The sequence below is a fragment of the Anaeromassilibacillus sp. D41t1_190614_C2 genome, assembly GCF_015558525.1.
Taxonomy (GTDB): domain Bacteria; phylum Bacillota; class Clostridia; order Oscillospirales; family Acutalibacteraceae; genus Anaeromassilibacillus; species Anaeromassilibacillus stercoravium.
Genome location: NZ_JADMOD010000007.1, coordinates 42,395 through 65,351, shown reverse-complemented (window position 1 = coordinate 65,351; position 22,957 = coordinate 42,395). Strand labels below are relative to the sequence as shown.

21 protein-coding genes are annotated in these 22,957 nt (G+C 52.5%); 11 read left to right on the top strand and 10 right to left on the bottom strand.

All coding sequences use genetic code 11. From position 1 onward, the window contains the following. Positions 1-30: 30 nt before the first annotated feature. From cysK to I2G69_RS07260, 5 genes are all read left to right on the top strand, one after another. Positions 31-963 carry a cysteine synthase A gene (gene cysK, locus I2G69_RS07280; RefSeq protein WP_195560508.1) on the top strand — a complete coding sequence of 311 codons (933 nt, stop codon included), beginning with the start codon at positions 31-33 and terminating at the stop codon, positions 961-963. A gap of 178 nt (positions 964-1,141) precedes the next feature. Further along, a complete protein-coding gene (locus I2G69_RS07275) occupies positions 1,142-1,771 on the top strand; it encodes a cytidylate kinase-like family protein (protein WP_087234791.1) in 630 nt (209 codons plus the stop codon). A 115-nt stretch (positions 1,772-1,886) separates the two neighbouring features. Further along, positions 1,887-3,290, top strand: a complete 1,404-nt coding sequence (locus tag I2G69_RS07270; RefSeq protein WP_191448726.1) for an MATE family efflux transporter — start codon at positions 1,887-1,889, stop codon at positions 3,288-3,290. A gap of 18 nt (positions 3,291-3,308) precedes the next feature. Further along, entirely contained in the window at positions 3,309-3,824 is a 516-nt protein-coding gene (locus tag I2G69_RS07265) for a GrpB family protein (RefSeq protein ID WP_195560507.1), read from the top strand. Positions 3,825-3,896: 72 nt separating this feature from the next. Further along, a complete protein-coding gene (locus I2G69_RS07260) occupies positions 3,897-4,784 on the top strand; it encodes a MerR family transcriptional regulator (protein ID WP_195560506.1) in 888 nt (295 codons plus the stop codon). 67 nt (positions 4,785-4,851) lie between these two features. Here I2G69_RS07260 and I2G69_RS07255 read toward each other — a convergent pair whose 3' ends face one another. Together I2G69_RS07255 and I2G69_RS07250 are read right to left on the bottom strand one after the other, a co-directional pair. Then, positions 4,852-5,622, bottom strand: a complete 771-nt coding sequence (locus I2G69_RS07255) for a type III pantothenate kinase (RefSeq protein ID WP_087234795.1) — start codon at positions 5,620-5,622, stop codon at positions 4,852-4,854. A 27-nt stretch (positions 5,623-5,649) separates the two neighbouring features. Next, the gene (locus I2G69_RS07250) at positions 5,650-6,294 is read right to left on the bottom strand and encodes an ECF transporter S component (protein WP_191395621.1); all 645 of its coding nucleotides are present in this window, start codon (positions 6,292-6,294) and stop codon (positions 5,650-5,652) included. Positions 6,295-6,491: 197 nt separating this feature from the next. Here I2G69_RS07250 and I2G69_RS14430 point away from each other — a divergent pair, with 197 nt between their 5' ends. The 3 genes from I2G69_RS14430 to I2G69_RS07235 all read left to right on the top strand — a co-directional run bounded on the left by I2G69_RS14430 (position 6,492) and on the right by I2G69_RS07235 (position 8,695). Beyond that, complete coding sequence (locus tag I2G69_RS14430; RefSeq protein WP_330396785.1) at positions 6,492-7,025, top strand: helix-hairpin-helix domain-containing protein; 534 nt, start codon at positions 6,492-6,494, stop codon at positions 7,023-7,025. Positions 7,026-7,049: 24 nt separating this feature from the next. Then, entirely contained in the window at positions 7,050-8,255 is a 1,206-nt protein-coding gene (coaBC, locus tag I2G69_RS07240; RefSeq protein ID WP_087234798.1) for a bifunctional phosphopantothenoylcysteine decarboxylase/phosphopantothenate--cysteine ligase CoaBC, read from the top strand. Positions 8,256-8,362: 107 nt separating this feature from the next. Beyond that, the gene (locus I2G69_RS07235) at positions 8,363-8,695 is read left to right on the top strand and encodes a DUF1540 domain-containing protein (RefSeq protein ID WP_087234799.1); all 333 of its coding nucleotides are present in this window, start codon (positions 8,363-8,365) and stop codon (positions 8,693-8,695) included. A 69-nt stretch (positions 8,696-8,764) separates the two neighbouring features. Here I2G69_RS07235 and I2G69_RS07230 read toward each other — a convergent pair whose 3' ends face one another. After that, the gene (locus I2G69_RS07230; RefSeq protein WP_087234800.1) at positions 8,765-9,496 is read right to left on the bottom strand and encodes an NAD-dependent protein deacylase; all 732 of its coding nucleotides are present in this window, start codon (positions 9,494-9,496) and stop codon (positions 8,765-8,767) included. Positions 9,497-9,685: 189 nt separating this feature from the next. On the opposite strand from I2G69_RS07230, the gene I2G69_RS07225 reads away from it, so the two are divergent. Genes I2G69_RS07225 through I2G69_RS07215 form a run of 3 tightly spaced genes read left to right on the top strand, consistent with a single transcriptional unit; the run spans position 9,686 to position 13,947 of the window. Further along, positions 9,686-10,615 carry an AAA family ATPase gene (locus I2G69_RS07225; protein ID WP_191448721.1) on the top strand — a complete coding sequence of 310 codons (930 nt, stop codon included), beginning with the start codon at positions 9,686-9,688 and terminating at the stop codon, positions 10,613-10,615. 9 nt (positions 10,616-10,624) lie between these two features. Continuing rightward, entirely contained in the window at positions 10,625-11,665 is a 1,041-nt protein-coding gene (locus tag I2G69_RS07220; RefSeq protein WP_191395624.1) for a DUF58 domain-containing protein, read from the top strand. Beyond that, the gene (locus I2G69_RS07215) at positions 11,662-13,947 is read left to right on the top strand and encodes a transglutaminase family protein (protein ID WP_195560505.1); all 2,286 of its coding nucleotides are present in this window, start codon (positions 11,662-11,664) and stop codon (positions 13,945-13,947) included. The genes I2G69_RS07220 and I2G69_RS07215 overlap by 4 nt, the downstream gene beginning before the upstream one ends. 162 nt (positions 13,948-14,109) lie before the next feature. Here I2G69_RS07215 and htpG read toward each other — a convergent pair whose 3' ends face one another. The 7 genes from htpG to murA form a co-directional block, all read right to left on the bottom strand. Further along, on the bottom strand, positions 14,110-15,999 hold the full coding sequence (gene htpG / locus I2G69_RS07210) for a molecular chaperone HtpG (protein ID WP_191362434.1): 1,890 nt from the start codon (positions 15,997-15,999) through the stop codon (positions 14,110-14,112). Positions 16,000-16,194: 195 nt separating this feature from the next. Further along, positions 16,195-17,388, bottom strand: coding sequence for a cation diffusion facilitator family transporter (locus tag I2G69_RS07205; RefSeq protein ID WP_087234805.1), 1,194 nt, complete (start codon positions 17,386-17,388; stop codon positions 16,195-16,197). 25 nt (positions 17,389-17,413) lie between these two features. Next, entirely contained in the window at positions 17,414-17,944 is a 531-nt protein-coding gene (locus I2G69_RS07200) for a FumA C-terminus/TtdB family hydratase beta subunit (protein WP_087234806.1), read from the bottom strand. A gap of 62 nt (positions 17,945-18,006) precedes the next feature. Then, the gene (locus I2G69_RS07195) at positions 18,007-18,930 is read right to left on the bottom strand and encodes a magnesium transporter CorA family protein (protein ID WP_087234807.1); all 924 of its coding nucleotides are present in this window, start codon (positions 18,928-18,930) and stop codon (positions 18,007-18,009) included. 329 nt (positions 18,931-19,259) lie between these two features. Then, the gene (gene ftsZ / locus I2G69_RS07190) at positions 19,260-20,387 is read right to left on the bottom strand and encodes a cell division protein FtsZ (RefSeq protein WP_191395625.1); all 1,128 of its coding nucleotides are present in this window, start codon (positions 20,385-20,387) and stop codon (positions 19,260-19,262) included. Between the two features lie 133 nt (positions 20,388-20,520). Then, complete coding sequence (locus tag I2G69_RS07185) at positions 20,521-21,537, bottom strand: cell division protein FtsQ/DivIB (RefSeq protein WP_195451195.1); 1,017 nt, start codon at positions 21,535-21,537, stop codon at positions 20,521-20,523. A gap of 45 nt (positions 21,538-21,582) precedes the next feature. Continuing rightward, positions 21,583-22,842, bottom strand: a complete 1,260-nt coding sequence (gene murA / locus I2G69_RS07180) for a UDP-N-acetylglucosamine 1-carboxyvinyltransferase (protein ID WP_087234810.1) — start codon at positions 22,840-22,842, stop codon at positions 21,583-21,585. Positions 22,843-22,957 lie beyond the last annotated feature (115 nt).

Here is a 22,957-nt window from a genome sequence, read left to right as displayed (position 1 = left end):
TCAAATCTGAATGGAATGGAGCGACTGCAAATGAAAATCGCAAAAAAATTAACCGATCTGATCGGCCACACCCCTCTGTTGGAACTCTCCAACTATGAAAAGAAGCATGCTTTGGAGGCCACGCTCATCGCGAAGGTGGAATCCTTCAACCCGCTTTCCTCCGTCAAGGACCGCGTCGGTTTTGCCCTGATCCAAGATGCCGAGGAACGCGGCCTTGTCAATCAGGATACGACGATCATCGAGCCCACCAGCGGAAACACGGGCGTTGGGCTTGCGTTTGTAGCCGCTTCACGGGGTTACCGGCTGATCCTGACCATGCCGGAAACTATGAGCCTGGAACGCCGCCGGCTGGTCTCCGCCCTTGGCGCGGAGCTGGTCCTCACCGAAGGCGCGGCCGGCATGAAGGGTGCGATTGCCAAAGCGGAAGAACTTGCCAAGGAAATCCCGAACTCCTTTATCCCCGGCCAGTTTACCAATCCGGCAAACCCTGCTGCACATCGGGCGACTACCGCCCAGGAAATCTGGGAAGACACGGATGGGAAGGTAGATCTCTTTGTCGCGGGCATTGGGACCGGCGGAACGATCACCGGCGCAGGCGAAGGATTGAAAGCCCACAATCCCGGCATCCGGATCGTCGGGGTGGAACCCGCTTCTTCCCCGGTCATCAGCCAGGGAAAGGCCGGCCCGCATAAAATCCAGGGTATCGGCGCCGGATTTGTGCCGGATATTCTCAACACCGATATTCTGGATGAGGTTCTCACCGTAACAAATGAAGACGCCTACGCGACCGCCAAGGAACTAGCCCGCACGGAAGGGCTCCTGGTTGGGATTTCCGCAGGCGCGGCAGTCTTTGCTGCAACGCAACTGGCAAAGCGCCCGGAAAACAAGGGCAAACAGATCGTTGTCCTTCTGCCGGATACCGGAGAGCGTTACCTCTCCACCGGTGTATTTGATGCGGATTAACAGGCATTGGAACTAATAAGCGCTCCGGATTGTTCATCCGGGGCGTATTTTTTCAGAAAAGATCGTTTGACAAACAAATAGAAGAGCAGTAAAATAAAGAAAATTCACAAAAAAACAAATTTTTAGCAAATTTTTAAAGGTCTCTGAAATCTGTTTTTGATTAGGAGGGGTCGAGCATATGCGTATTCACACGATTATTACCATTGCACGGCAGTACGGCAGCGGCGGAAGGGAAATCGGAGAAAGGGTTGCAAAGCATTTTGACATTCCTTTTTACAATAAGGACTTGATTACTCTGGCCGCAAAACAGAGCGGGATGAGTCCGGAAATTCTTGAGAAGGCGGATGAGAAGGCCACCAATAGCCTCCTGTATTCCCTGATGATGGGAAACTATACATTCGGTAGCCAGGTATCCCCCATAGACAACCTTCCCATCAATGATAAAGTATTTCTTGCACAGTCCCAAGTCATCCGGGAAGCGGCGGAAAAAGGGCCTTGCGTTATTGTGGGGCGCTGTGCCGATTATGTCTTACGTGAAAATAAGAATTGCCTGCATGTTTATGTCTATGCAAATCATTTTACACGCATGGACCGTATCATTAAACAGTATGGGGTCGATCCGGCCAAAGCCGCTGACACGCTTGTAAAGCAGGATAAACAGCGCGCCAACTACTATAATTTCTACTCCAACCAAAAGTGGGGAAACCCAGAAAACTATGATTTGTTGGTGGACTCCTCTGCCTTTGGCATTGAGAACTCCATTGACTTGATCTGTCAGGCGGTCGAAATGAAGGAAAAACTTTTATAATTTTCTTCTTCAATACTTGCGCTATTCATTTCGAGCCCTTTGGGAGCGCCGTTGACCGGCATCTCCGAAAGGGCTTTTCTATGCCCAACTTATAAAATAAAAGGAAGGATTGTTTGTGAAAAAGCTTCGTTCTAATGCCACGGATATGACAAGCGGCAGCCCCTACCGTCTGTTGTTCCTGTTTACGGCCCCCTTGCTCCTAGGCAATGTCTTTCAACAGCTCTATAACATGGTCGACAGCATCGTTGTGGGCAACTTCATCGGAGAAAAGGCGCTGGCCGCAGTGGGAACCGGTTTTCCCATCACCTTTATGATGAGTTCTTTATTCATGGGATTGAGCACCGGCGCAACCATCATGATCTCGCAATATTACGGGGCAAGGGACATTGAGCAAGTCCGCGCCACTGTGAACACCATCTATACCTCCATGATGATTGGCATTATCCCCCTCACCATTGTGGGCGTCCTATGTAGCAGGCCGCTTCTTCTCCTGATGAATGTGCCGGACGACGGCACGTTGGATATGGCGGATACCTACATGGTCGTCATTTTTGTCGGCATGATCGGCACGCTCGGATTCAATATCAACGCCGGCATCCTACAGGGGCTTGGGGACAGCCGTACCTCCCTATTGTTCCTCTCAATTGCAGCTGGCATCAACATCGTTTTAGATCTGGTCTTTACACTCTGTGGGATGGGGGTCTTTGGCGTCGCGTTCGCAACCATCATCGCCCAGATCGCCTCATGGCTGTTTGGCGTGTATTTTATCAACCGTCACTATACCTTCCTACATATTCAGCTCTTTAAAATCCAGTTTCAGCGCTCCCTATTTAAGAAAGCGATTCAGCTGGGAATTCCCTCCGGCATTCAGCAGGCGCTGTTTGCAGTCGGTATTATGGCGATGCAGGCGCTCGTGAACAGCTATGGCTCTACCTTTACCGCCGGATTCAACGGTGCCAATAAGATCGACACCTTCGTGTTTCTCCCCATCCAGAGCATGTCCAGCGCTGTCACCACCTACGTCGGGCAAAATGTCGGCGCGGCCCGCATGGAGCGTGTTCGCCGCGGTACCCGCGCCGGTCTGATCCTGTGCGTTGTAGCGAGCGTGGCGATCAGTGTGGTCGTCTATCCGCTGAGCGATGTGTTGATGCGCATGTTCAGCCAAAGCCCTGACGTGATTGAGGCAGGCGTATACTATCTGCATGCCCTGCTGCCCTTCTATTTCCTATGTGCGATCCTGTTCATCCTAAGCGCTGTACTGCGCGGGGCAGGCTCCATGATCGTCCCCATGGCAGCAAGCCTGCTTTCCCTGTGGCTGGCAAGGGTTCCCATCGCCTATTGGATCGCAGGCGTTTGGGGGAAGGAGTTCATCTATTACTCCTATCCCATCAGCTGGGCCATCGGGATTCTCATTGTGTTGGTGGCCTATCTCCACGGCGGGTGGAAGAAGAAAGCCATCGTTGCGCCCACCAACCGGGAGGAACAACCGGCGGACCATCTGTCGCCATTTGCCAACTGAGGATAAGGGGGAGTTTTTATGCATGTCCGTGTGGTTCTCTATCGTCCGGAATGGCCGCTCCTGTTTGCTCAGGAGACAGAAAAAATCGGCAAAGCCTTCGGTGCGGAGCTTCTTGCGGTTCATCACATTGGAAGCACCTCTGTGGAGGGCCTGGCTGCAAAGCCCATCATCGACATCCTGGCTGTGGTGCGGGATGTGAACGCAATCGATGCGTTTGCCCCTGCGATGGAAGCGTTGGGCTATGAGGCCATGGGGGAATTCGGCATCCCCGGCCGCCGCTATTACCGGAAAGGCGGTGAAAACCGCACCCACCAAATCCACGCCTTTTCGGAAGAGGACCATTGGAACATCGACCGCCACTTGGCGGTCCGGGATTACCTGCGGGTTCATCCAAAGGAGGCACAGCTCTATGGCGATCTAAAGCAGCATCTGGCGCAACAATTTCCGGAGGACATCGAACAGTACTGCGACGGGAAGGACGCCTTCGTAAAAGCGTTGGAAAAGCGCGCTTATGCATGGTACTTTACAAAATAGAGAAAAATCGATCAAAAGGCTTGACTGTTCCCCTGGGGAACGCGGTACACTTAGCGCGTGAGGTGAACCGTTATGCGTATCCACGAAGTTTGTCAGGCAACGGGCCTGACCAAGAAGGCCATCAACTGGTACGAAGAGCAGGGGCTCATCGCCGTCCCAACGGATGAAAATGGATACCGCGATTTTCAAGACGCGGATATCCAAAAGCTGAAAGAAATCGGCTTGCTGCGCAGCCTGGGTCTCAGTGCCAAGGAAATTGAAACCGTGCTGCGGGCCTCCGACAAGCCTGCCGCTTTAAAAACCATCCAAGCGCAGAAGCAGAGAGCGTTGGAAGCCCAGCAATTCCAGGTGGAATTGCTGGGAAAATTGTCGCAGAATTATACCCCCGATGCCATCGAGCAATTGCGCCAGGAATGGAACAGCGCTCCCATTGGCCAAAAACTGCAAAGCGCTTTTCCGGGGTTCTTTGGACGGGTCTTATTTCAACATTTTCTCCCCTACTTGCAGGAACCCATCCGTACCGAGGAACAGCAAAACGCCTACCAAACAATCCTCGCCTTTTTGGATGGGTTGGAACTTCAGATTCCTCTGGCCATTCGTATCGCCGACCGCCTATGGGGAGAAGCTTACGACCGGTTGGCCTTTGATCCAAACGCCGGGATCAACCGGCTTTTGAATGCCAGCGAAGCGGAACTGGAAGCCTTTAAAAAGACCGTTTTACAGGAGGCACGAAAGCGCAGGAAGTGGACCGCCCGGCTCAATCCATTCCTGCACGCCCATCAAACCCTCCGCAGGCGGCTGACCGAAGCGGGATATTATGATGTCTTTTTGCCAAACCTGCGCATCCTCAGCGCCACCTACGCGGAATACATGGACCGTCTCCAGGCGCTCAACTGCACCGTCTGTGAAGAACAGGGAATCCACATGGACGAACGCGGACGCATCACGATCGAAGAATAAAGGATGCATATAGAAACAGAGGACTTCTTTCCCAATCCAGGAAAGAAGTCCTCTGTTTCTAACGGGATCAGCCCCGCTTGTTCTTATTGTAGACGATCAACAAGCCCTTCAACATCAGGTTATCGTCGCAGATGATCTTCCTGCGGCAGTGCGGCACAATCACGCGGGCAAGGCCGCCGGTCGCAACCACAGTGGGCGCTTCACCCAGTTCCTCTGTCACGCGCTCCACGATGCCGTCCAGCATGGCGGCGTTCCCGTAAATTGCGCCGCTCTTCATGCAGTCGATGGTATTGGTCCCCACCAAACGCTTTGGCGCATCCAGGCCGATATGTGGCAACTGGGACGCGCGGTTGGAAATCGCTTCAACGCCCACAACGACGCCGGGCATAATCATACCGCCCAAATAATTGCCTTTTTTATCCACCACCGAAAGGGTCGTTGCGGTCCCTAGGTCAAAGATCACGATCGGCTTGGGATACTCCGCAATGGCCGCCACGGCGTCAACCACCAGGTCGCTGCCGAGCTGCGCCGGATTGTCAATCAGGATATTCAGGCCCGTCTTCAGGCCGCTGCCAACCACCATGCAGGGTTTCCCTGTGATCTTCTCCAAAGCAAGCCGCAGGGTCGTGGCCAGCGCGGGGACCACCGTGGAAATGATGCTCCCCTCCATATCGGCCGGGTCATATCCGTTTAGTTCAATCAAGTTCTTGATTAAAACCGCATATTCATCGTTCGACTTAAAGCGGTCGGTGGAAAGCCGCACGGTGAAATAGATTTTTTCATTGTCAATGCCACCCAAAACAATGTTGCTGTTTCCCACATCAATGGCAAGAATCATCGGTCGATCATCCTTTCTACCTTGCGTTTATACGCGCCCTTTTCTCTGCAACCCCAACAGGGCTTTGCCAATCGCCACTGTCAACACAATGGCAGCCACTGCCTCCGGCACGCCATTCGCGCCAACAACGGCAAGGATGGCCCCCATAACGGCATCTGCGGGGATGCCCTTGATGGCCGCATACGCATCTTTAAAAATGACAAAGATGCTCCCCATAACCAAAATGGTGTTTGTAAAAGACCCCACCAATGCACCAATTGCAAGGGACAAAAACTCGCCCTTTGTGCTTTTTTTCATCAGCTTTTGGCACAGCGCAAAGACATAGTACGCGAATACCCCCACCAAAATGCGCGGCACAAAGCAGATGAACAGGCTCCAAATGCTGCCGTTCGGCGTCCCTGGGAGCGGGATCGCCGGCGAAAATGCAAAGGAGAGCGCCGTGGGCATAAAGGTGTTGCTGATAAAGCTGGTCAGCCCGAACAGAACGCCTAAAATAGCGCCCTTTTTGGGGCCGAGTATAATCGCGCCGAGGATCACCGGCACATGGACGATGGTGGCCTTGATGATTGGAAGCTGGATATATCCAATCGGCGTAAAGGCCAACAACAGGATGATGGCCGCAAACAGGGCCAACAGCACAAAATCACGGTACTTTGCGGTTTGACGATTCACTTTTATTACCTCCTGCTGCTGCTCTTTTCCAAAAGATGCAGCGCAAATTTTCGCCTTTATTATACGCTAAGATCGTTAAAAAATCAACAATATATTTCCAACGTTGCGCGCGGGCAGAACACCTCCCGCTGTACGCTGGTGTAAAATCATGGTATACTATAAAAAAGCAAGATTTCAAATACAAAGGAGGGAGTATCGTGCTGTATAATGTCTGCGGCTTATCCTGCGGAGGCTGCCCGCATCTTGGGAAGGAATGCGCCGGATGCCATTCCTTGAAAGGAAAGGTCTATTGGGCGCCCTACACAGGCGGGGACATCTGCCCTATCTACCATTGTTGTACGGTTCAAAACGGCTGGAAGCATTGCGGGGAATGCCCCCAGGTCCCATGTGAACGCTGGAAGACGCTGAAAGATCCCGATGAATCGGACGAACAGTTCCAGCAGTCCGTAAACGCGCGTTTTCGTGCGCTGCGTTTTGCCGGGGCCGAAAGCGACCTGCAAACGATCCCGGGCGTTGGAAAGAATATTGCGCAGGATCTCATCGATTTGGGATATCCAACTGTGGAGTCGTTAAGAGGGCAGGACCCCGAAGAGCTCTATCGGAAGGACTGCTTGCGCAAGGGACGCATCGAAGACCGCTGCCAGCTCTATGTGTTCCGGGAAGCGGTATATTTCGCCGGGCAGGAAGAGCACGATCCCGAAAAATTAAAATGGTGGAACTGGAAAGATTGAATTGCAAGAAATGGGGGAACAAAAATGTTACAGGGAAAGACCATTCTATTGGGCGTCACTGGAGGAATCGCCGCCTATAAAGCCGCCTATTTGGCCAGCGCGCTTCATAAGCAGGGCTGTATCGTCCATGTCTTGATGACACAGAACGCCACAAACTTTATCAATCCCATCACTTTTGAAAGCTTGACCGGAAATAAATGCCTGGTGGATACCTTTGACCGCAATTTTGAGTTTCAGGTGGAGCACGTCTCTCTCGCGAAGGCCGCAGATCTCTGCCTGATCGCACCGGCAACCGCCAACGTGATTGCGAAAATGGCGCATGGCCTGGCGGACGATATGCTCACCACAACCGTGTTGGCATGCCAGTGCAAAAAGCTGGTTTCCCCTGCCATGAACACCAGGATGTACGAAAACCCCATCACGCAGGACAACTTGGACATCCTGCGCAAATATGGGTTTACGATCATCGAGCCGAGCACCGGCTATCTCGCCTGTGGGGACACGGGCGCAGGGAAATTCCCGGACCCGGAAATCATTCTGGAATACGTCTACCAGGAACTGGCCTGCGAAAAGGATATGGCCGGCCTTCATGTGCTGGTCACGGCAGGCCCCACGCAGGAATCCATCGACCCCGTGCGCTATATTACCAATCATTCCACCGGGAAAATGGGATATGCGCTCGCGCAGAACGCCGCCCGGCGCGGTGCAGCCGTTACATTGGTCACAGGCCCGACCCCGCTCAAGCCGCCTGCCTTTGTAGACGTAGTCCCTGTGACCACGGCGCAGGAAATGTTTGAGGCGGTCACCTCCCGCAGCGATGCACAGGACATCATCGTAAAGGCGGCAGCGGTGGCCGATTACCGTCCCTCGTACGTATACGAGGATAAAATGAAAAAGCAGGATAGCGATAGCAGCCTGCCCCTCGAACGGACTGCGGACATTCTTCAATATCTGGGAGAACACCGCCATCCGGGACAGTTCCTCTGCGGTTTTTCCATGGAGACGCAAAACATGCTGGAAAATTCGCGCAAAAAGCTTGCCAAAAAGCATGTGGACATGATGGTCGCCAACAATTTGAAGGTGGCGGGCGCAGGCTTTGGAACCGATACCAATATTGTAACGCTCATCACCGCAAACTCCGAAACGGAATTACCCCAGCTCTCGAAGGAAGAGACGGCTGCCCGCATTTTTGATCAAATTTTGGAAATAAAATCGCAAGCGCATGCATAATTTCTTAGATTCGGCGAACAATAGATTTGCATCCTCTTCTGCCGGGCCGATTGGACAATCGCCCCGGCAGAATTCGGGTGTGATTCTATTGTACTGGAAGTGTGGATATGACGAATTTAAGATGTACCGTCACAAGCTGCGCGAACAATAGCCAGGATTGCTGCTGCCGCCCGGATATCAAGGTTGCAGGCGCCTGCGCTTGCGGATGCGAGCAGACCTGCTGTTCTGATTTTACAGGAAAGAGCGGTTCTGCAAGCAACGTCTCGTCTTGTGGCTGTTCCAACCCCAATCCGTCCCTGCATGTCCGCTGTGAAGCGCGCAATTGCATCTATAATGAAAATAACGAATGCATCGCAGAAAACATCCATGTGGCGGACGGCTCCTGCGGAAAAGCCGATTGCAAGAGCCAGACCGAATGCGCTACCTTTAAAATGAGATAAGCAAAAAATTGGCTGCGTAAAAGCGGAAATGCCGTTTTTACGCAGCTCTTTTCTTGTTTTGCCCTGCTATTATCGAACCTGAATCGCTCCAAGGACTTCCCCGATGCTGCCTTGAATCGCCAAATTCGCATTCTGATCCATCGGGGTTGTGGACTTATTGATGAGGACCAACCGGTCGCCGCGATAATAGTTGACCAGGCTAGCGGCCGGATATACGGCCAGCGACGTCCCGCCGATGATCAACATATCCGCATGTTCAATTGCGTCCAATGCCTTTGTCAGCGTGTGCTGATCCAGGCTTTCTTCATAGAGCACTACGTCCGGCTTCACCTTCCCGCCGCATGTACAGGTGGGAATCCCTGTGCTGTGCAGCATGAATTCGGCGTCGTACATCTTGTGGCAGCGCTGGCAGAAATTGCGGTGGACCGACCCGTGCAGTTCCAACACGTTTTTACTCCCGGCCTTCTGATGCAGGCCGTCGATATTTTGCGTGACCACCGCAGTAAGTTTTCCCGCTGTCTCCAATTCCGCCAGCTTTTTATGGGCCGCATTGGGCTGCGCATCCAGGTAAAGCATCTTTGTCCGGTAGAAATCGAAAAACTCCTCCGTGTGCGCTACATAAAAGCTGTGACTGAGCATGACCTCCGGCGGATATTTATAGCGCTGGTTGTAAAGGCCGTCCACACTGCGGAAGTCCGGAATCCCGCTCTCCGTCGAAACCCCTGCGCCGCCGAAAAAGACAATCCGCCTGCTCCGGTCCACCATTTCCTGCAATTGCTGCAATTGTTTGGGTTCCTGCATATTAACGCCTCCCTCTATTGTTAACCTTATTGTACGCCTCTGCAAGTCATGGAGCAAGCAATTTTGAATGTTTTTTGAACTCTTCTCTCCTTCCATTGCAAAGAGCCACTGGATTTTCTATAATAGACACAGTTAATTTTTATAAAAATTTCTGTAATATCTTTCAATTTGAAAATAGGAGAATGAGGAATGCAAAAAGCTTTAGAGATCATTGAGGAAGTGAAAAAAGCGGTTGTCGGAAAAAACGCTGTCGTCAGCAAGATGCTCATGGTCATTCTTGCCCAAGGGCATATCCTGTTGGAGGACATCCCTGGCGTCGGAAAAACCACCCTGGCCCTGGCCTTTTCCAAGGCGATGGCGTTGGATTACCGCCGCATGCAGTTCACCCCGGACGTCATGCCCACCGACGTGACCGGTTTTTCCGTATATAATAAGGCGACTGGACAGCTGGAATACAAACCCGGCGCAGCGCTGTGCAACCTCTTTTTGGCGGACGAAATCAACCGCACGTCCAGCAAAACGCAGGCCGCGCTGCTGGAAGTGATGGAAGAGGGGCGCATTACCGTGGACGGCGTGACGCGCGAGACGCCCAAACCGTACATTGTCATCGCCACGCAGAATCCGGTCGGCTCCGCGGGGACCCAGCTGCTGCCGGAGTCCCAGATGGACCGCTTCATGGTCTGCCTGCGCATGGGATACCCCAAGCTGGAGGATGAGGTGGAGATTTTGCGCCGCAAGCAGGGTGGAGACCCATTGGAGCAGGTACAGAAGGTTGTGGACGCCCAGGGGATTCTTGCCATGCAGCATGAAGTGGAAAATGTCTATTTGGCTGACAGCCTTTATGATTACATTGCGCGCCTGACCTCTGCCACCCGGAAGGACCCGATGATCCGCCTGGGAGCAAGCCCCCGCGGTTCCATCGCCTTGACCCGCATGGCGCAGGCAGCCGCTTACCTGAGCGGGCGCGATTACGTAATCCCGCGCGACGTCCAGATCGTTTTCCACGACGTAATCGGCCACCGGATTGTCCTGAGCCCCCAGGCAAAAATGGGGGATGTCACGGCTGCCGCGCTTCTGGAAAAAATCCTCAACCGCGTCGATGCGCCCTCGGTTAAATGAGGTGGGCCTATGTTGCGATGCCGTATCGTTTACCTGATCGCCCTTGTGGGCGCTGTATTGTTTTTCATTTTTTTTAATGGATATTTATCCTTTTTTGTGCTGGTCTTTGCCCTGCTGCTGCCGCTCCTTTCCCTGCTGTTGAGCCTGCCGGGGATGTGCGGGGTCCGTGCGCATGTGGAGCTTCCCCTGGCCGCTGTCCCGCGGAACAACCCGTTCCCCATCCAGCTGGTCGTGGAGAACCGGACCTTCTTTCCCATGGCGCGCACCCGGCTGCGGCTGCGGTATTCCAATCCGTTCAGCGGGGATGAAACCACGGAAACCGTGTTTCTTCCAGCTCTCCATGGGAAACAGCGGGTAGACCGGGAAGGGATCTCCCAGCATTGCGGCAAACTGATCATTGTTTTAGAGGAAATCCGTTGTTATGATTTCCTCGGGCTGTTTACCTGCCGGCATAAGACGTCCAGCCCAAACGAGCTGTTTATCCTTCCCGATCTCGAACCCCTGGAGCTTCCATTGGAACCGTCCGCAGCGCCAGACCCGGAGAGCGACACCTTTTCTAAGGTGAAACCCGGGGACGATCCATCGGAAATCTTCGATGTCCGGCCCTATCGGGAGGGGGACCGCCTGCGCAGCGTCCACTGGAAGCTTTCTTCCCGCACCGGCGAACTCATGGTAAAGGAATTTAGCCTGCCGGTGTGCAGTTCTGCGTTGGTCACAATGGACCTATTCGGGGATATTTATGCGTTGGATCTCGTTTTGGACAAGTTGGTTGCCCTCTGCCAGTTTCTTCTGGAAAACGGTTTAGAACATGATGTAGAGTGGTACGACCCGGACGCCGTCCAGCTCCGCCAGATACATCTGTCCGGTATGGATGATTTGTATGTAGTTTTAAATCAATTGTTGGCGCACCCAGCCCCAAAGGAGGGCTTACCAATACCGGAATGCCGGGCCCGCCTGGGGGATACAAAGGAATATCCCTATCTCTTTTATATCACGCCGCAGCGCATTGAAGAGCTTGTCAGCGGCACGGTCTGGGAGGAAACGCTATGAAAGATGGAAATCAAGCAGGAATCCTCTTGAGCCAGCCAGCTTGGAAAGAGCCCATGCATGGGAATCTCTCTGCCCTACTTGCGGATACGCTCCTGGTGTTGCTTGGCCTGTTTGGAGTGGCGCAATGTACGGTGTCCGCTTTTTCCATACCGGTGAAACCGATCTTTTTGTCCATCTGTATCGCCCTGTTTGCCTTCCTGTTTCTCGCAATCTTTTCTTTAAAACGGTGGCGGATGCCCATCCTATTGATCTTATCTGCCGCCTACTGCGTAACCGCCTACCTGCTGCGCACATACTTTTTGCAGGGGTTTGTGATCTCCACCAATCAAGTTCTCTCTACAATCAGCGACAACTCCCGCTTTGATCTGCCGCAGTTCCGTGTAAACCTGCCCGTAGGAGAGTATACAAATGCCTGCTCGGTATTCCTGGCATTTGTGCTTTTTTTCTTAGCGTGTTACGTATGCTGGGCGGTCCGGCGGCACAGTTTTTGGCTTGCCCTGCTGGGGACAGCGCCTTTTTTACTTGTTCCCCTCGGCTTTACCATTACACCCGCTTGGCCCTCCGTATTGATGCTGCTTGGCTTCTGGGCCACCCTTTTGCTCAGCCGCCTTTGCGCAAACAGCTCATTTGGGCGAACGGCCGCCGCGGGCCGCGTTGCGTTGCTCGTGTTGCCCGCCGTCGCCCTTTGCCTGATTGCTATGAGCATCTTGATGCCACAGGACACCTATACGCGCCCAGCTTCCATCGAGTCGCTCCGTCAAGAACTGGAAGGCGGCATTTACCGCTCTTCCTTGTTTTCCCAACAAAATGGAGCGCTGGGGCGCGTCAGTTTAGATTCTGCGGGCAACCGTCAATATACAGGGCAGACGGTACTGCGCGTACACAACCCAAGCAAAACGCCGCTGTATCTGCACGCTTTTTCCGGAAGCGTTTATACCGGTGTTAGCTGGGAATCCCTTCCCGACTCCACCTACGCCGAGTTGGAGAATTCGCTGTATTTTAATCCACAAAACATGGCGGGACAGCTGCTTTCGTTTTATTCGCTTCCAGAAGAACAGTCGCTGCTGATGGAGATCCAAGTTGAAAATGTCGCTGCTAACCGGAATTGCATCTATGCTCCCTATGGGTTGGCCTCCCGCCCGGAGGAGCTTTCTGGCACAGCCTTTGTACACGACGCCTACATCCGTGTCACCTCACCCTTTGGCATCTCGGACTACACCCTACAGGCATGGGACATTCCCCATTTTCCCCGGGCTGTAAATCTCAATTTGATCTCCGAGCCGTTCTATTCGGCGGAAGCGGCATACCGTTCCTTTGCCAATACCTACTACACGCAGCTTCCACAGAACCTGCGTGAAAAATTGCAATGGTACTGTACACAAGTGGGGATTCCCGATGCAGAAACCGCAGGACAGGAAGCTGTGATCTATGCGATCGCCAACCTGGTGCGCACCAGCGGGGAATATACCCTTTCCCCCGGCACAACGCCGGAGGGCCGCGACTTTGTAGACTATTTTCTTTTTGAAAACCAGAAGGGCTATTGCGTCCACTTCGCAAGCGCCGCCGTTGCGCTCCTGCGGTCGCAGGGGATTCCCGCCCGCTATGCAGAGGGATATGCGGTAACGGCAATGGATTACGACGAGGAGGGATGGGCCGACATCCCGGACCAGCATGCACATGCCTGGGCAGAGGTCTATACCCCTGGCCTAGGCTGGCAACCGCTAGAGGTTACGCCCGGCGTACGCCTCTCGACCGGAGAGTTGAATCAGCAAGCACAGGACGCCCTCTCGGAGGACTCCAGCACTCCAGAAAGCGAGGCGGAATCCAGCAGCGAACCGGAATCCAGTTCGCCCGAATCTTCCAGCGCGCTTGAGGATTCCTCTGCCCTTGGGACCGATGAAACCACCGGTGCAATCCCGTTCGATTTCCGCACCTTGCAGCACGTGTTGGCTGGGATTGGGGTGGCAGGCGGTGCTATTCTGCTGGTTGTCCTGCGGCGTATTTTCCTGATCAAACGCCGCAAAAAGCGGTTCCATTCAGCAAATGTCAACCAATCCGCAATCGCTATTTACAAGTATTTGACCGACTTAACGTCATTTGGGGCGTCGATCGATCCCTATTCAGAGGAGCTGGCCCTCAAGGCCAAATTCAGCCAGCATACACTCACAGAGGAGGAAATGAATGCGCTGCTCTCCGATGCAGACCGGGCGGCGCATGAAACATACCGGACTTTACCTGCGGTTCGCAAGCTGTTCTTTAAATATGGGAAATGCTTGCTGTAAACCAATCCCTTTGAAAAAGTGTTCCCCTGAAACTTCCCTTGATAGGGGGATGGATATAGGGACCCCTAGAGAAAAAAGAATCCTATACAAAAGAGGCTATATCGCTTTGGCTGGAAAGCCAAAGCGATATAGCCTCTTCTTTGTAAATGAAAGAAACCGGTTTTATACCATCAGGTTGCAGATCCGGTTCGAGAAGGCTACCGGGTCGTCGATGGAAACGCCTTCGATCAGCAACGCTTGATCGTACAAGAGCTGTGTATACTCTTTGAGCTTGTCTTTGTCCTCTGCATACAGGCTGCACAACTTTTCGAAAATCGGATGGTTGGAATTGATCTCAAGCACACGCTGCGCCTGTACTTTTTGATCGTTCGGCATCGAATTGAGCACCTTCTCCATTTCAATGGAGATCGCGCCTTCCGAAGACAAGCACACCGGATGCGTCTTCAGCTTTTGCGAAAGGATGACCTCTTTGACCTTGCCGTCCAAGGACTCCTTCATAAAGGCTAGCATATCCTTGTTCTCTTCCACCTTTTTCGCGGCTGCCTGCTTCTCTTCTTCGGTCTCCAAATCCAAGTCGTCTGCCGAAATGGAGCGGAATTCCTTATCGTCGTACTTCATCATCATGCGCAGGGCAAACTCATCCACGTTGTCCGTCAAATAGAGGATCTCATAGCCTTTGTCCTTGAGCGCCTCGGTCTGCGGCAGCATGTCAATCTTATCCGTTGTTTCGCCACAGGCGTAATAGATATATTTCTGTCCTTCTTTCATGCGGCCCACATATTCTTTGAGCGTGACTAGTTTCTTTTCGCTCGAAGAGTAGAACAGCAGGAGATCCTGCAAGACATCCTTGTGCATTCCATAGTCTTCGTACACGCCGTATTTAAGTTGCAAACCGAAGTTCTTATAGAAGGATTCGTATTTGTCGCGGTCATTGAGGAGCATGCTCTCCAACTCGGACTTGATCTTTTTCTCCAACCTGGAAGCAATCACCTTCAGCTGGCGGTCATGCTGCAACATTTCTCTGGAAATATTCAGCGATAAATCCTGCGAATCGACAAGGCCCTTCACAAAGCTGAAGTAATCGGGCAGCAAATCCGGGCATTTCTCCATGATCAACACGCCGTTGGAATAGAGCTGAAGCCCCTTTTCATAATCACGGGTGTAAAAATCGAACGGGGCGCGCGCCGGGATGAACAGCAGGGCGTTATAGGTGGCCACACCCTCCGTGCTGCTGTGGATCACCTTGAGCGGCTTCTCATAATCGTTGAATTTCTCCTGATAGAAACGGTTGTATTCGTCCTCGGTGATTTCATTCTTATTTTTGCGCCAGAGTGGTACCATGCTATTCAGGGTTTCATTCTCTGTATAGGTCTCAAATTCGGGGTTCTTTTCGTCGCACCCCTCCTTCATGCGGCTCTTCTCCACATCCATGCGGATGGGATAGCGGATATAATCAGAGTATTTCTTGACAAGGTTCTTGATGGTATAGGTATCCAGGAACTCGTCGTAATTGTTCTCTTCCGTATTTGGCTTGATGTTCAGAACGATTTCTGTGCCATGGCCCTCTTTTTCGCACGGTTCCATGGTGTAACCCTCAGCGCCCCGGCTGGTCCATTTCCAAGCCTCATCGCTGCCATAAGCGCGGCTGACCACGGTGACGCAGTCGCTCACCATAAAGGCCGAATAGAAGCCCACGCCAAATTGGCCGATGATCTCAATATCCTCTTTGGGCTCGTTGTCCTTCTTAAAGTTCAGCGAACCGCTTTTCGCAATCGTACCCAAGTTGTTTTCCAACTCGTCCTTCGTCATGCCGCAGCCATTGTCCGTGATGGTCAACGTCCGCGCTTCCTTATTCGGCTGGATGGAGATGCTGAAATCCTCCCTGGAAAGGCCGGTATCCCCGTCGGATAACGTTTTATAATAGAGCTTATCAATAGCGTCGCTTGCGTTGGAAATCAACTCGCGTAGGAAAATTTCACGATGTGTATAGATGGAATTAATCATCAAATCCAAAAGGCGCTTCGACTCCGCCTGAAACTGCTTCATTTCCATGATCAATCAACCTCTTGTATCTCTTTAAATTTAGCACTCTTTACACCTAAGTGCTAATTGTATTGTAGTACAACTTTTCCCAAAATGCAATGAATAAATTATGAACAAACAAACTCGTTCTGAAACAAAAAATTGGACAACATGGATTCCTCCATATTGCCCAATACAATGGATGCCGAATGTTTATCTGTGATCTTACTCTTTCGTTTTTTCTGCGATGCGAGGTACGTAATCGTGATCTACGGTCAGCACTGCGAAGTAAGTAGCGTTCAAGTTTGCAATTTGTTCCGAAATGCGCTGGATCAGCTCCGTATCCGACCATTGGAATCCAAACGGCACACAAACGTCAAAAATCACATTGGTGTGGGTCGTCCCCCAAACCACACGGAAATCGTGCATACTGATCTGATCCGAGAGTCCGTTTAAAATCTGTTCCACCTGTTGTTTCAGCTTTGTCGTGCGTTCATCGTCCGTCACCACGGGATCCAGATGGATCACCAGGTGGATGTTCATATCCCGAAGGAAATCGCGCTCAATGTTATCAATGATATCATGGCTGACCAAGATATCCTGCTCCGCAGGGACCTCGCAGTGTACCGAAGCAAAGCAGCGGCCCGGCCCATAGTTGTGTACATTCAGGTCGTGCAGGCCCAGAACACCGTCGTAGCTCAAGATCTTTTGGTAAATACCCTGCACCAATTCTTCGGTCGGCGCGACCCCCAACAGCGGATTGCTGGTTTCCATAATCAACTGCACGCCGCCGACCACAATCAGAAGCGCCACAATCAAGCCCATCCAGCCATCCAAATTATAGCTGGTCAACCAGGTGATCCCCATGCCAATCAAAATGGCAACCGTGCTGAATACGTCGTTGCGGCTGTCCGCCGCCGTCGCCTCCAGTGTGGTTGAGGAAATACGCCGGCCAACCGTCCGATAAAACAGGAATTGCCACAACTTGATCAGCACCGAAACGACCAAGATTCCCACCGCCACCAGGCTGGTTTCGCTCTCTTCCGGATGGAGGATCTTTCCCAGAGAGGACTGCGCCAATTGGAATCCCAGCAGAAGGATCACCAGCGATACGATCAGCCCGCTGATGTATTCAATCCGCGCATGGCCATAGGGATGCTCTTTATCCGCCGGTTTTGCCGAAAGCTTGAATCCTACCAAAGTCACCACGGAGGATGCGGAATCCGACAGGTTGTTGACCGCATCCGCCACAATCGCGACGCTGTGAAAGACAATCCCTGCAAAAATCTTGATACAAAACAACAGGATATTGGTGGCAATGCCAACAATCCCGGCGAATTTCCCATAGCGTTCGCGCACGGTGTGATTTTCCACGTCCTGATAATCCTTGACAAAAAGGCGTATCAATAAATTGGTCATAAAATCCCCCTCGCTTCTAATGGGATCAATCTGCGAAGAGACTGCCCCCCGCGCAATCAATGGTCACAAAGAGTGGAAAATCTTCAATTTGAAGTTCCTTGACCGACTCACAACCGAGATCCTCATAAGCGATCACCTTTAAACTGCGCACACATTTGGCCGCCAATGCGCCGGCACCGCCGATGGCGCAGAGGTATACAGCCCCATTACGGCGGATGGCATCCACCACGGCTGGGGCGCGGTTCCCCTTCCCAATCATGCACACCATGCCCAGATCCAGCAAGCGCGGGGCAAAGACGTCCATCCTTGAAGAAGTGGTCGGGCCACAGGCACCGATGGGCAACCCCTCCGGGGCGGGCGTCGGCCCGGCATAATAAACGGTGGACCCCTGTATCGGGAAGGGCGGCTCCTCTCCGCGGTCTAACTGTGCGCAGATGCGCTTGTGCGCTGCGTCGCGGGCGGTGTAAATGGTGCCGCTCAACAGGAGCTGGTCGCCCGCGCGGAGCGTCTTCGCGCGCTCCATCAATTCACTGGTATGAACCCGAATCCGTTCCATGATTTTATCCCTCCACAAAAGAAGGGAGCTGCCTTTGCAGTTCCCTCGTTTGGTTCGTCCCTTTAGAACATATCCTTCTTCCGAAGGATCAAATATGCAATCCCCATGCTTACAATGGCCAAAAGCAACGGGAACCAGAAAAACGGCAGCGGAAGCCCCTCGACATTCATCCCATAGAAACTGGAGATAACCGTCGGAATGGAGATGATCAGGGTGATGGAGGCCAAGACCTTCATCACGATGTTCAAGTTGTTGCTGATGACCGAGGCAAAGGCATCCATCGTGCCGGAAAGGATGTTCAAATAAATGCTGGACATCTCAATCGCCTGCCGGACCTCGATCAGCACATCTTCCAGCAGGTCCTGGTCTTCCTCATAAAGCTTCACAACGCGTCCGCGTGAAATTTTCTCAATGGTAATTTCACTGCCTTTTAGCGAAGAGGAGAAGTAGACCAAGGACTTCTCAATATCCAAAAGCTGAATCAGCTCAGAATTCTTCATGGATTTGCGCAGCTCACGCTCCACATGGCTGCTGAGTTTATCAATCTGCTTCAAATACTGCAAATATTTTGTTGCAATCCGGAGCATCAGATGAAGGATAAAGCGCGTTTTCAGATTGGTCTGTACCCCTTTGACCGCCCCATCTGTAAACTCATCCAGGACGGGGTTCCCCCTTGTACAGACGGTAATCACATTTTTTTCTGTGATAATGATGCCGAGCGGCGTGGTGGAATAGGTCACATTGTCGCCGGACGTTTCCGCCACCGGCATATCGATGATGACCAACGTGCTGTAATCTTCGGTATCAATATGCGAAGATTCCTCTTCGTCCATTGCGGCACGGAAGAAGTCCGGTTCAATCTGGAAATCTTCAATCAGGCCGCTAATCTCCGCATCGGTCGGGGCAATGCAGTTGATCCAGCAACCCGGTTCGCATGCCTCCAACTGAGTAATATGTCCATCAATCGTCTTGTAGTAGGACAGCATTGCGTTCATCTCCTTTATTCTCTTTTTCTATGTGACTACATAAAGGGTCCGGTTTCACAATGCCACCTCCCAACGGGCGCAGGAATGCGCAAAAAAATGCGCGCGGATGTACGCGCGAACACTTTTTCTCTCGATAACAAATTCATTATAGCACAAAAAGTGGAGATTTCAAGGGTGCGCAGCACATTTTGCGCATTATTTTCAGAAATTTATCCTGTAATGCCACACAGGGCCCAATTTGGCCTCAAATCATCTTTTTTCTATTCCAGTTTTGAATGGGCACGAAAAAAGCCCGGAATGTTCCGGGCTTTAAGCGTCCTTATGTACGATTACTTGCGATTAAAAATCGACATGATATCTATGAAAGTATCATCGTCGTCGATGGGGGCTGGAGCTGACCGGCGGGACTGGCTATCACGGCTATCGCGTGTATTATTGGAATACGTCCCCGTAGGCGCGCTGCTCTTACGGTCATCCTGGGCGGCTTCGTTGGTGCCGTCGTGCGTTGCAAATCCAGTAGCAATAACCGTAACACTCATTTCGTCTTCCATGCTCTCATCAAAGGCAGCGCCCCAAATGATATTTGCATCTTCGTGTGCCTGGGAAGCAATCATAGAAGAGGCTGTTTCGATTTCGTCCAAACCGATATCCGGGGAAGAAGTAATATTCACAATCACACCCTTTGCGCCATTGATCGCCGTCTCCAACAGCGGGCTGGAAATCGCCATATTTGCCGCTGCCTCCGCCTTATCCTTGCCGGATGCGCGGCCAACGCCCATGTGCGCATAGCCAGCGTCTTTCATGATCGCCGTAACGTCCGCAAAGTCCAAGTTGACCAATCCGGGGAGCTTAATCAGGTCCGAGATGCTCTGCACGCCCTGGCGGAGCACATCGTCCGCGATGGAAAACGCATTCACCAGCGTAATCCGCTGCTCGCTCACCAACTTCAGGCGTTCATTCGGAATGACTACAAGGGAATCCACATGTTCACGCAAGGCGGCGATTCCGCTCTCCGCCTGTTCCATGCGGCGTCTGCCTTCAAATGCAAAGGGTTTTGTGACAATGCCAACGGTCAAAACACCCATATCGCGCGCCACTTCCGCAACGATCGGCGCCGCACCCGTGCCCGTACCGCCGCCCATACCGGCGGTAATGAATACCATGTCGCTCCCACGGATCGCCGCCGCAATTGCCTCACGGCTTTCCTCACCGGCCTTTTGGCCCATCTCCGGCTTCGAGCCGGCGCCCTTTCCGTGGGTCACCTTCTCGCCAATCTGAATCTTTTGGGTTGCTTTTGAACGGTAAAGTGCCTGCTTATCTGTATTGATGGAGATAAACTCCACCCCTTGGACCCCCATGGACACCATGCGGTCGATAGCGTTCCCGCCGCCGCCGCCGACGCCAATCACTTTTATCTGTACAATATTGTCAAAATCATTATCAATCTCAAAAGGCATTGCTGCGTCCCCCTTAAACATCCTTTTATTCCATAGCGCCAGACTTTGCCTAGGATATTACTAATTTATCACTTTTACAAAACAATTTCAATAACTATTTGCGTAAGCTTAAAAGTTTCCAAACTTTCCCAAGCTATCCAGGCGCCGCTGCACTCGAATTTGAATAATCCGGTTCGAATGGTACTCTATTGTCCATGGCATCCGAAAGCTTCAAAGTTCCTTTTTCGGTATCTTTGATCCCTCCGGCATCTAATATTCCTTTTGCGTAATGGAGTTTATACTCCAAATCGGTGGGCAACCCCAGCTCCATCGTAATGCGGTTATCGTAAAGGATCACGAGGTTATACCGGTCGCTAAGATCGATCTCCGTAATCTTGTCCAATCCGCTTTCCTCAATGGCCGTCCAAAGCTCCTGAAAGATCTCTTTTGACTTGTGGCTGGAATCTTCCCCCCCAGCAAGTGTGGACTCGCTAGGGCTGCTCCCCGATGCTTCGGCAGACGACCCATCCGCTTCCGAAGCATCGTCCGCAGGCGAGGAACTCAACTCCACATCATCCGTGTATACAATCGGTTGCCCTACTTCGGCCTTTGCAAGATCCAGCCCTTTCACCAAAGTAACCCCCTGGGGGAGAGTATCCACAAATTCCAATACCTTGTCGCCGCTTCCAATCAGCGCATACTGCCCTTCATAGGCGATCGCACCCTTTGCGGTATCGTCCTCGACATGGATCACAATGGTGGCAGGTAACTGCCGGGAAACGGTTGCTGCTTTGATATAAGGCAACTGGCTTTCAATGGCCGTACGCGCCTCTTTTGTCTTGGCTAAGAACAGGTTTTCCCCCTGCACGATTCCACTAATCGAAACAATCTGCTGCGCTGGATAACGAGAACTACCCGTCACTTGGATGGTATCGATTTTGAACAACACCGTTAAAGAAAGCGTCACCGCTGCAACGACGACAAACAAAAACATCGCTATGTAAAATAGGATTGCCCGCCGGCGCTTCCGGCGGCGGCGTAGAGCCGCCCGCTGCTCAATTCCGTGTGGGACCTGCCGCCCACTGGAATAGTGCGGCGGTTCTCTCGGAGGGTTCTGTGGAGTCCTCCGGCTTTGCGGGCCGTCTCTCGTGCCGTTGGGTGTCCTTACCATGCTGGTTTCACTTCCTTCCATTTGGACTTGCCGCTTGGCTCCCTATCAATCCGGAAGCCGCTTTACCTGCGCGCCGAGAAGGCACAAATTTTCTTCTAAGCATTCATACCCGCGGTCAATGTGCCGCACACCGCTGACGAGGGTTTCCCCCTGGGCCGCCAACCCGGCTACGACCAACGCTGCGCCTCCACGCAGGTCTGCCGCTTCCACAGGCGCGCCGGAAAGGCGTCCAACACCTTCCACCACAGCTACGCGCCCCTCCACCTTGATATTGGCCCCCAGGCGGAGCAACTCCCCCACATGCTTATAACGGCTTTCAAAAATATTTTCAACAAAGATGCTTGTGCCATTCGCTACGGCGGCCATTGCCATCATAGGCGCTTGTGCGTCTGTCGGGAAACCCGGATAAGGCATGGTCCGCACATTCTTTATCCGGCCCAACCGGCTTGGCGCAGACATATAAATCTCCTTTTCATGAATAGCAAAACGGCATCCACTTTCTTCAAACAATGGAAGGACTGGCGCCAGATGTTCCGGGACGACGTGGTTCAATATAATGCTGCCCCCCGTCGCCGCCGTTGCCGCCAGATAAGTTGCAGCGGCAATCCGGTCTGGGATCACCTCATGCTCACAGCCGTGCAGGCTTTTTACACCCTCAATAACAATGGTGCTATCCCCTGCACCGCTGATCTTCGCACCGCAACAGTTTAAGAAATCCGCCAAATCGCAGATTTCTGGTTCACGGGCCGCATTGGTAATCGTGGTCGTTCCACCTGCACAGCAGGCGGCAAGCAGGACATTTTCCGTCGCCCCAACGCTCGGGAAAGAAAAGGCAATCTGGACGCCTTTGAGTCCTTCCGGCGCACTGCACTTCAAACAACCGTGATCCTCTTGAATGGTGACCCCCATCTTCCGCAGAGCGGAGAGGTGCAGATCGATCGGACGCGGACCCAACTCGCAACCTCCTGGAAACGAAAGCTCTGCACGGCCCATCCTGGAAAGGATCGCACCCAAAAAGACAATGGAAGAGCGCATTTCTCGCATCAGGTGCTCTGGAATATCGCTCTGTTCCACGCCGCGCGGGTCAATCAAAACATCCGAGCCGGAGCGCCCCGTGCGGCACCCCAGATGCTGTAAAATCTTTTCCGAAGTCTTTACATCGGAAAGGACCGGACAGTTATGTAGCACACATGTGCTGTCACAGAGCAGCGAAGCCGCCATCAAAGGTAGTGTACTGTTTTTCGCGCCATGTACGCGAATTTCCCCCTTTAACCGGCTGGGCCCTTGAATCAAAAGTTTTGACATAGCCGCACCCCTTTTCCCCTGGGAAACATGCCGGCGCCCGGCGTTTTCCACGTATTACAGGAATTTTTTGAACTGCTGTATACTATGCACAGGGGGTGTATGCTGTGCACATTAG

Coding starts and splice junctions, on each gene's coding strand:
- cysK (WP_195560508.1), top strand. CDS start 31: ATGAAAATCGCAAAAAAATTAACCGATCTGATCGGCCACACCCCTCTG.
- I2G69_RS07275 (WP_087234791.1), top strand. CDS start 1,142: ATGCGTATTCACACGATTATTACCATTGCACGGCAGTACGGCAGCGGC.
- I2G69_RS07265 (WP_195560507.1), top strand. CDS start 3,309: ATGCATGTCCGTGTGGTTCTCTATCGTCCGGAATGGCCGCTCCTGTTT.
- I2G69_RS07260 (WP_195560506.1), top strand. CDS start 3,897: ATGCGTATCCACGAAGTTTGTCAGGCAACGGGCCTGACCAAGAAGGCC.
- I2G69_RS07255 (WP_087234795.1), bottom strand. CDS start 5,622: ATGATTCTTGCCATTGATGTGGGAAACAGCAACATTGTTTTGGGTGGC.
- coaBC (WP_087234798.1), top strand. CDS start 7,050: ATGTTACAGGGAAAGACCATTCTATTGGGCGTCACTGGAGGAATCGCC.
- I2G69_RS07235 (WP_087234799.1), top strand. CDS start 8,363: ATGACGAATTTAAGATGTACCGTCACAAGCTGCGCGAACAATAGCCAG.
- I2G69_RS07230 (WP_087234800.1), bottom strand. CDS start 9,496: ATGCAGGAACCCAAACAATTGCAGCAATTGCAGGAAATGGTGGACCGG.
- I2G69_RS07225 (WP_191448721.1), top strand. CDS start 9,686: ATGCAAAAAGCTTTAGAGATCATTGAGGAAGTGAAAAAAGCGGTTGTC.
- I2G69_RS07220 (WP_191395624.1), top strand. CDS start 10,625: ATGTTGCGATGCCGTATCGTTTACCTGATCGCCCTTGTGGGCGCTGTA.
- I2G69_RS07215 (WP_195560505.1), top strand. CDS start 11,662: ATGAAAGATGGAAATCAAGCAGGAATCCTCTTGAGCCAGCCAGCTTGG.
- htpG (WP_191362434.1), bottom strand. CDS start 15,999: ATGGAAATGAAGCAGTTTCAGGCGGAGTCGAAGCGCCTTTTGGATTTG.
- I2G69_RS07205 (WP_087234805.1), bottom strand. CDS start 17,388: ATGACCAATTTATTGATACGCCTTTTTGTCAAGGATTATCAGGACGTG.
- I2G69_RS07200 (WP_087234806.1), bottom strand. CDS start 17,944: ATGGAACGGATTCGGGTTCATACCAGTGAATTGATGGAGCGCGCGAAG.
- I2G69_RS07195 (WP_087234807.1), bottom strand. CDS start 18,930: ATGCTGTCCTACTACAAGACGATTGATGGACATATTACTCAGTTGGAG.
- ftsZ (WP_191395625.1), bottom strand. CDS start 20,387: ATGCCTTTTGAGATTGATAATGATTTTGACAATATTGTACAGATAAAA.
- I2G69_RS07185 (WP_195451195.1), bottom strand. CDS start 21,537: ATGGTAAGGACACCCAACGGCACGAGAGACGGCCCGCAAAGCCGGAGG.
- murA (WP_087234810.1), bottom strand. CDS start 22,842: ATGTCAAAACTTTTGATTCAAGGGCCCAGCCGGTTAAAGGGGGAAATT.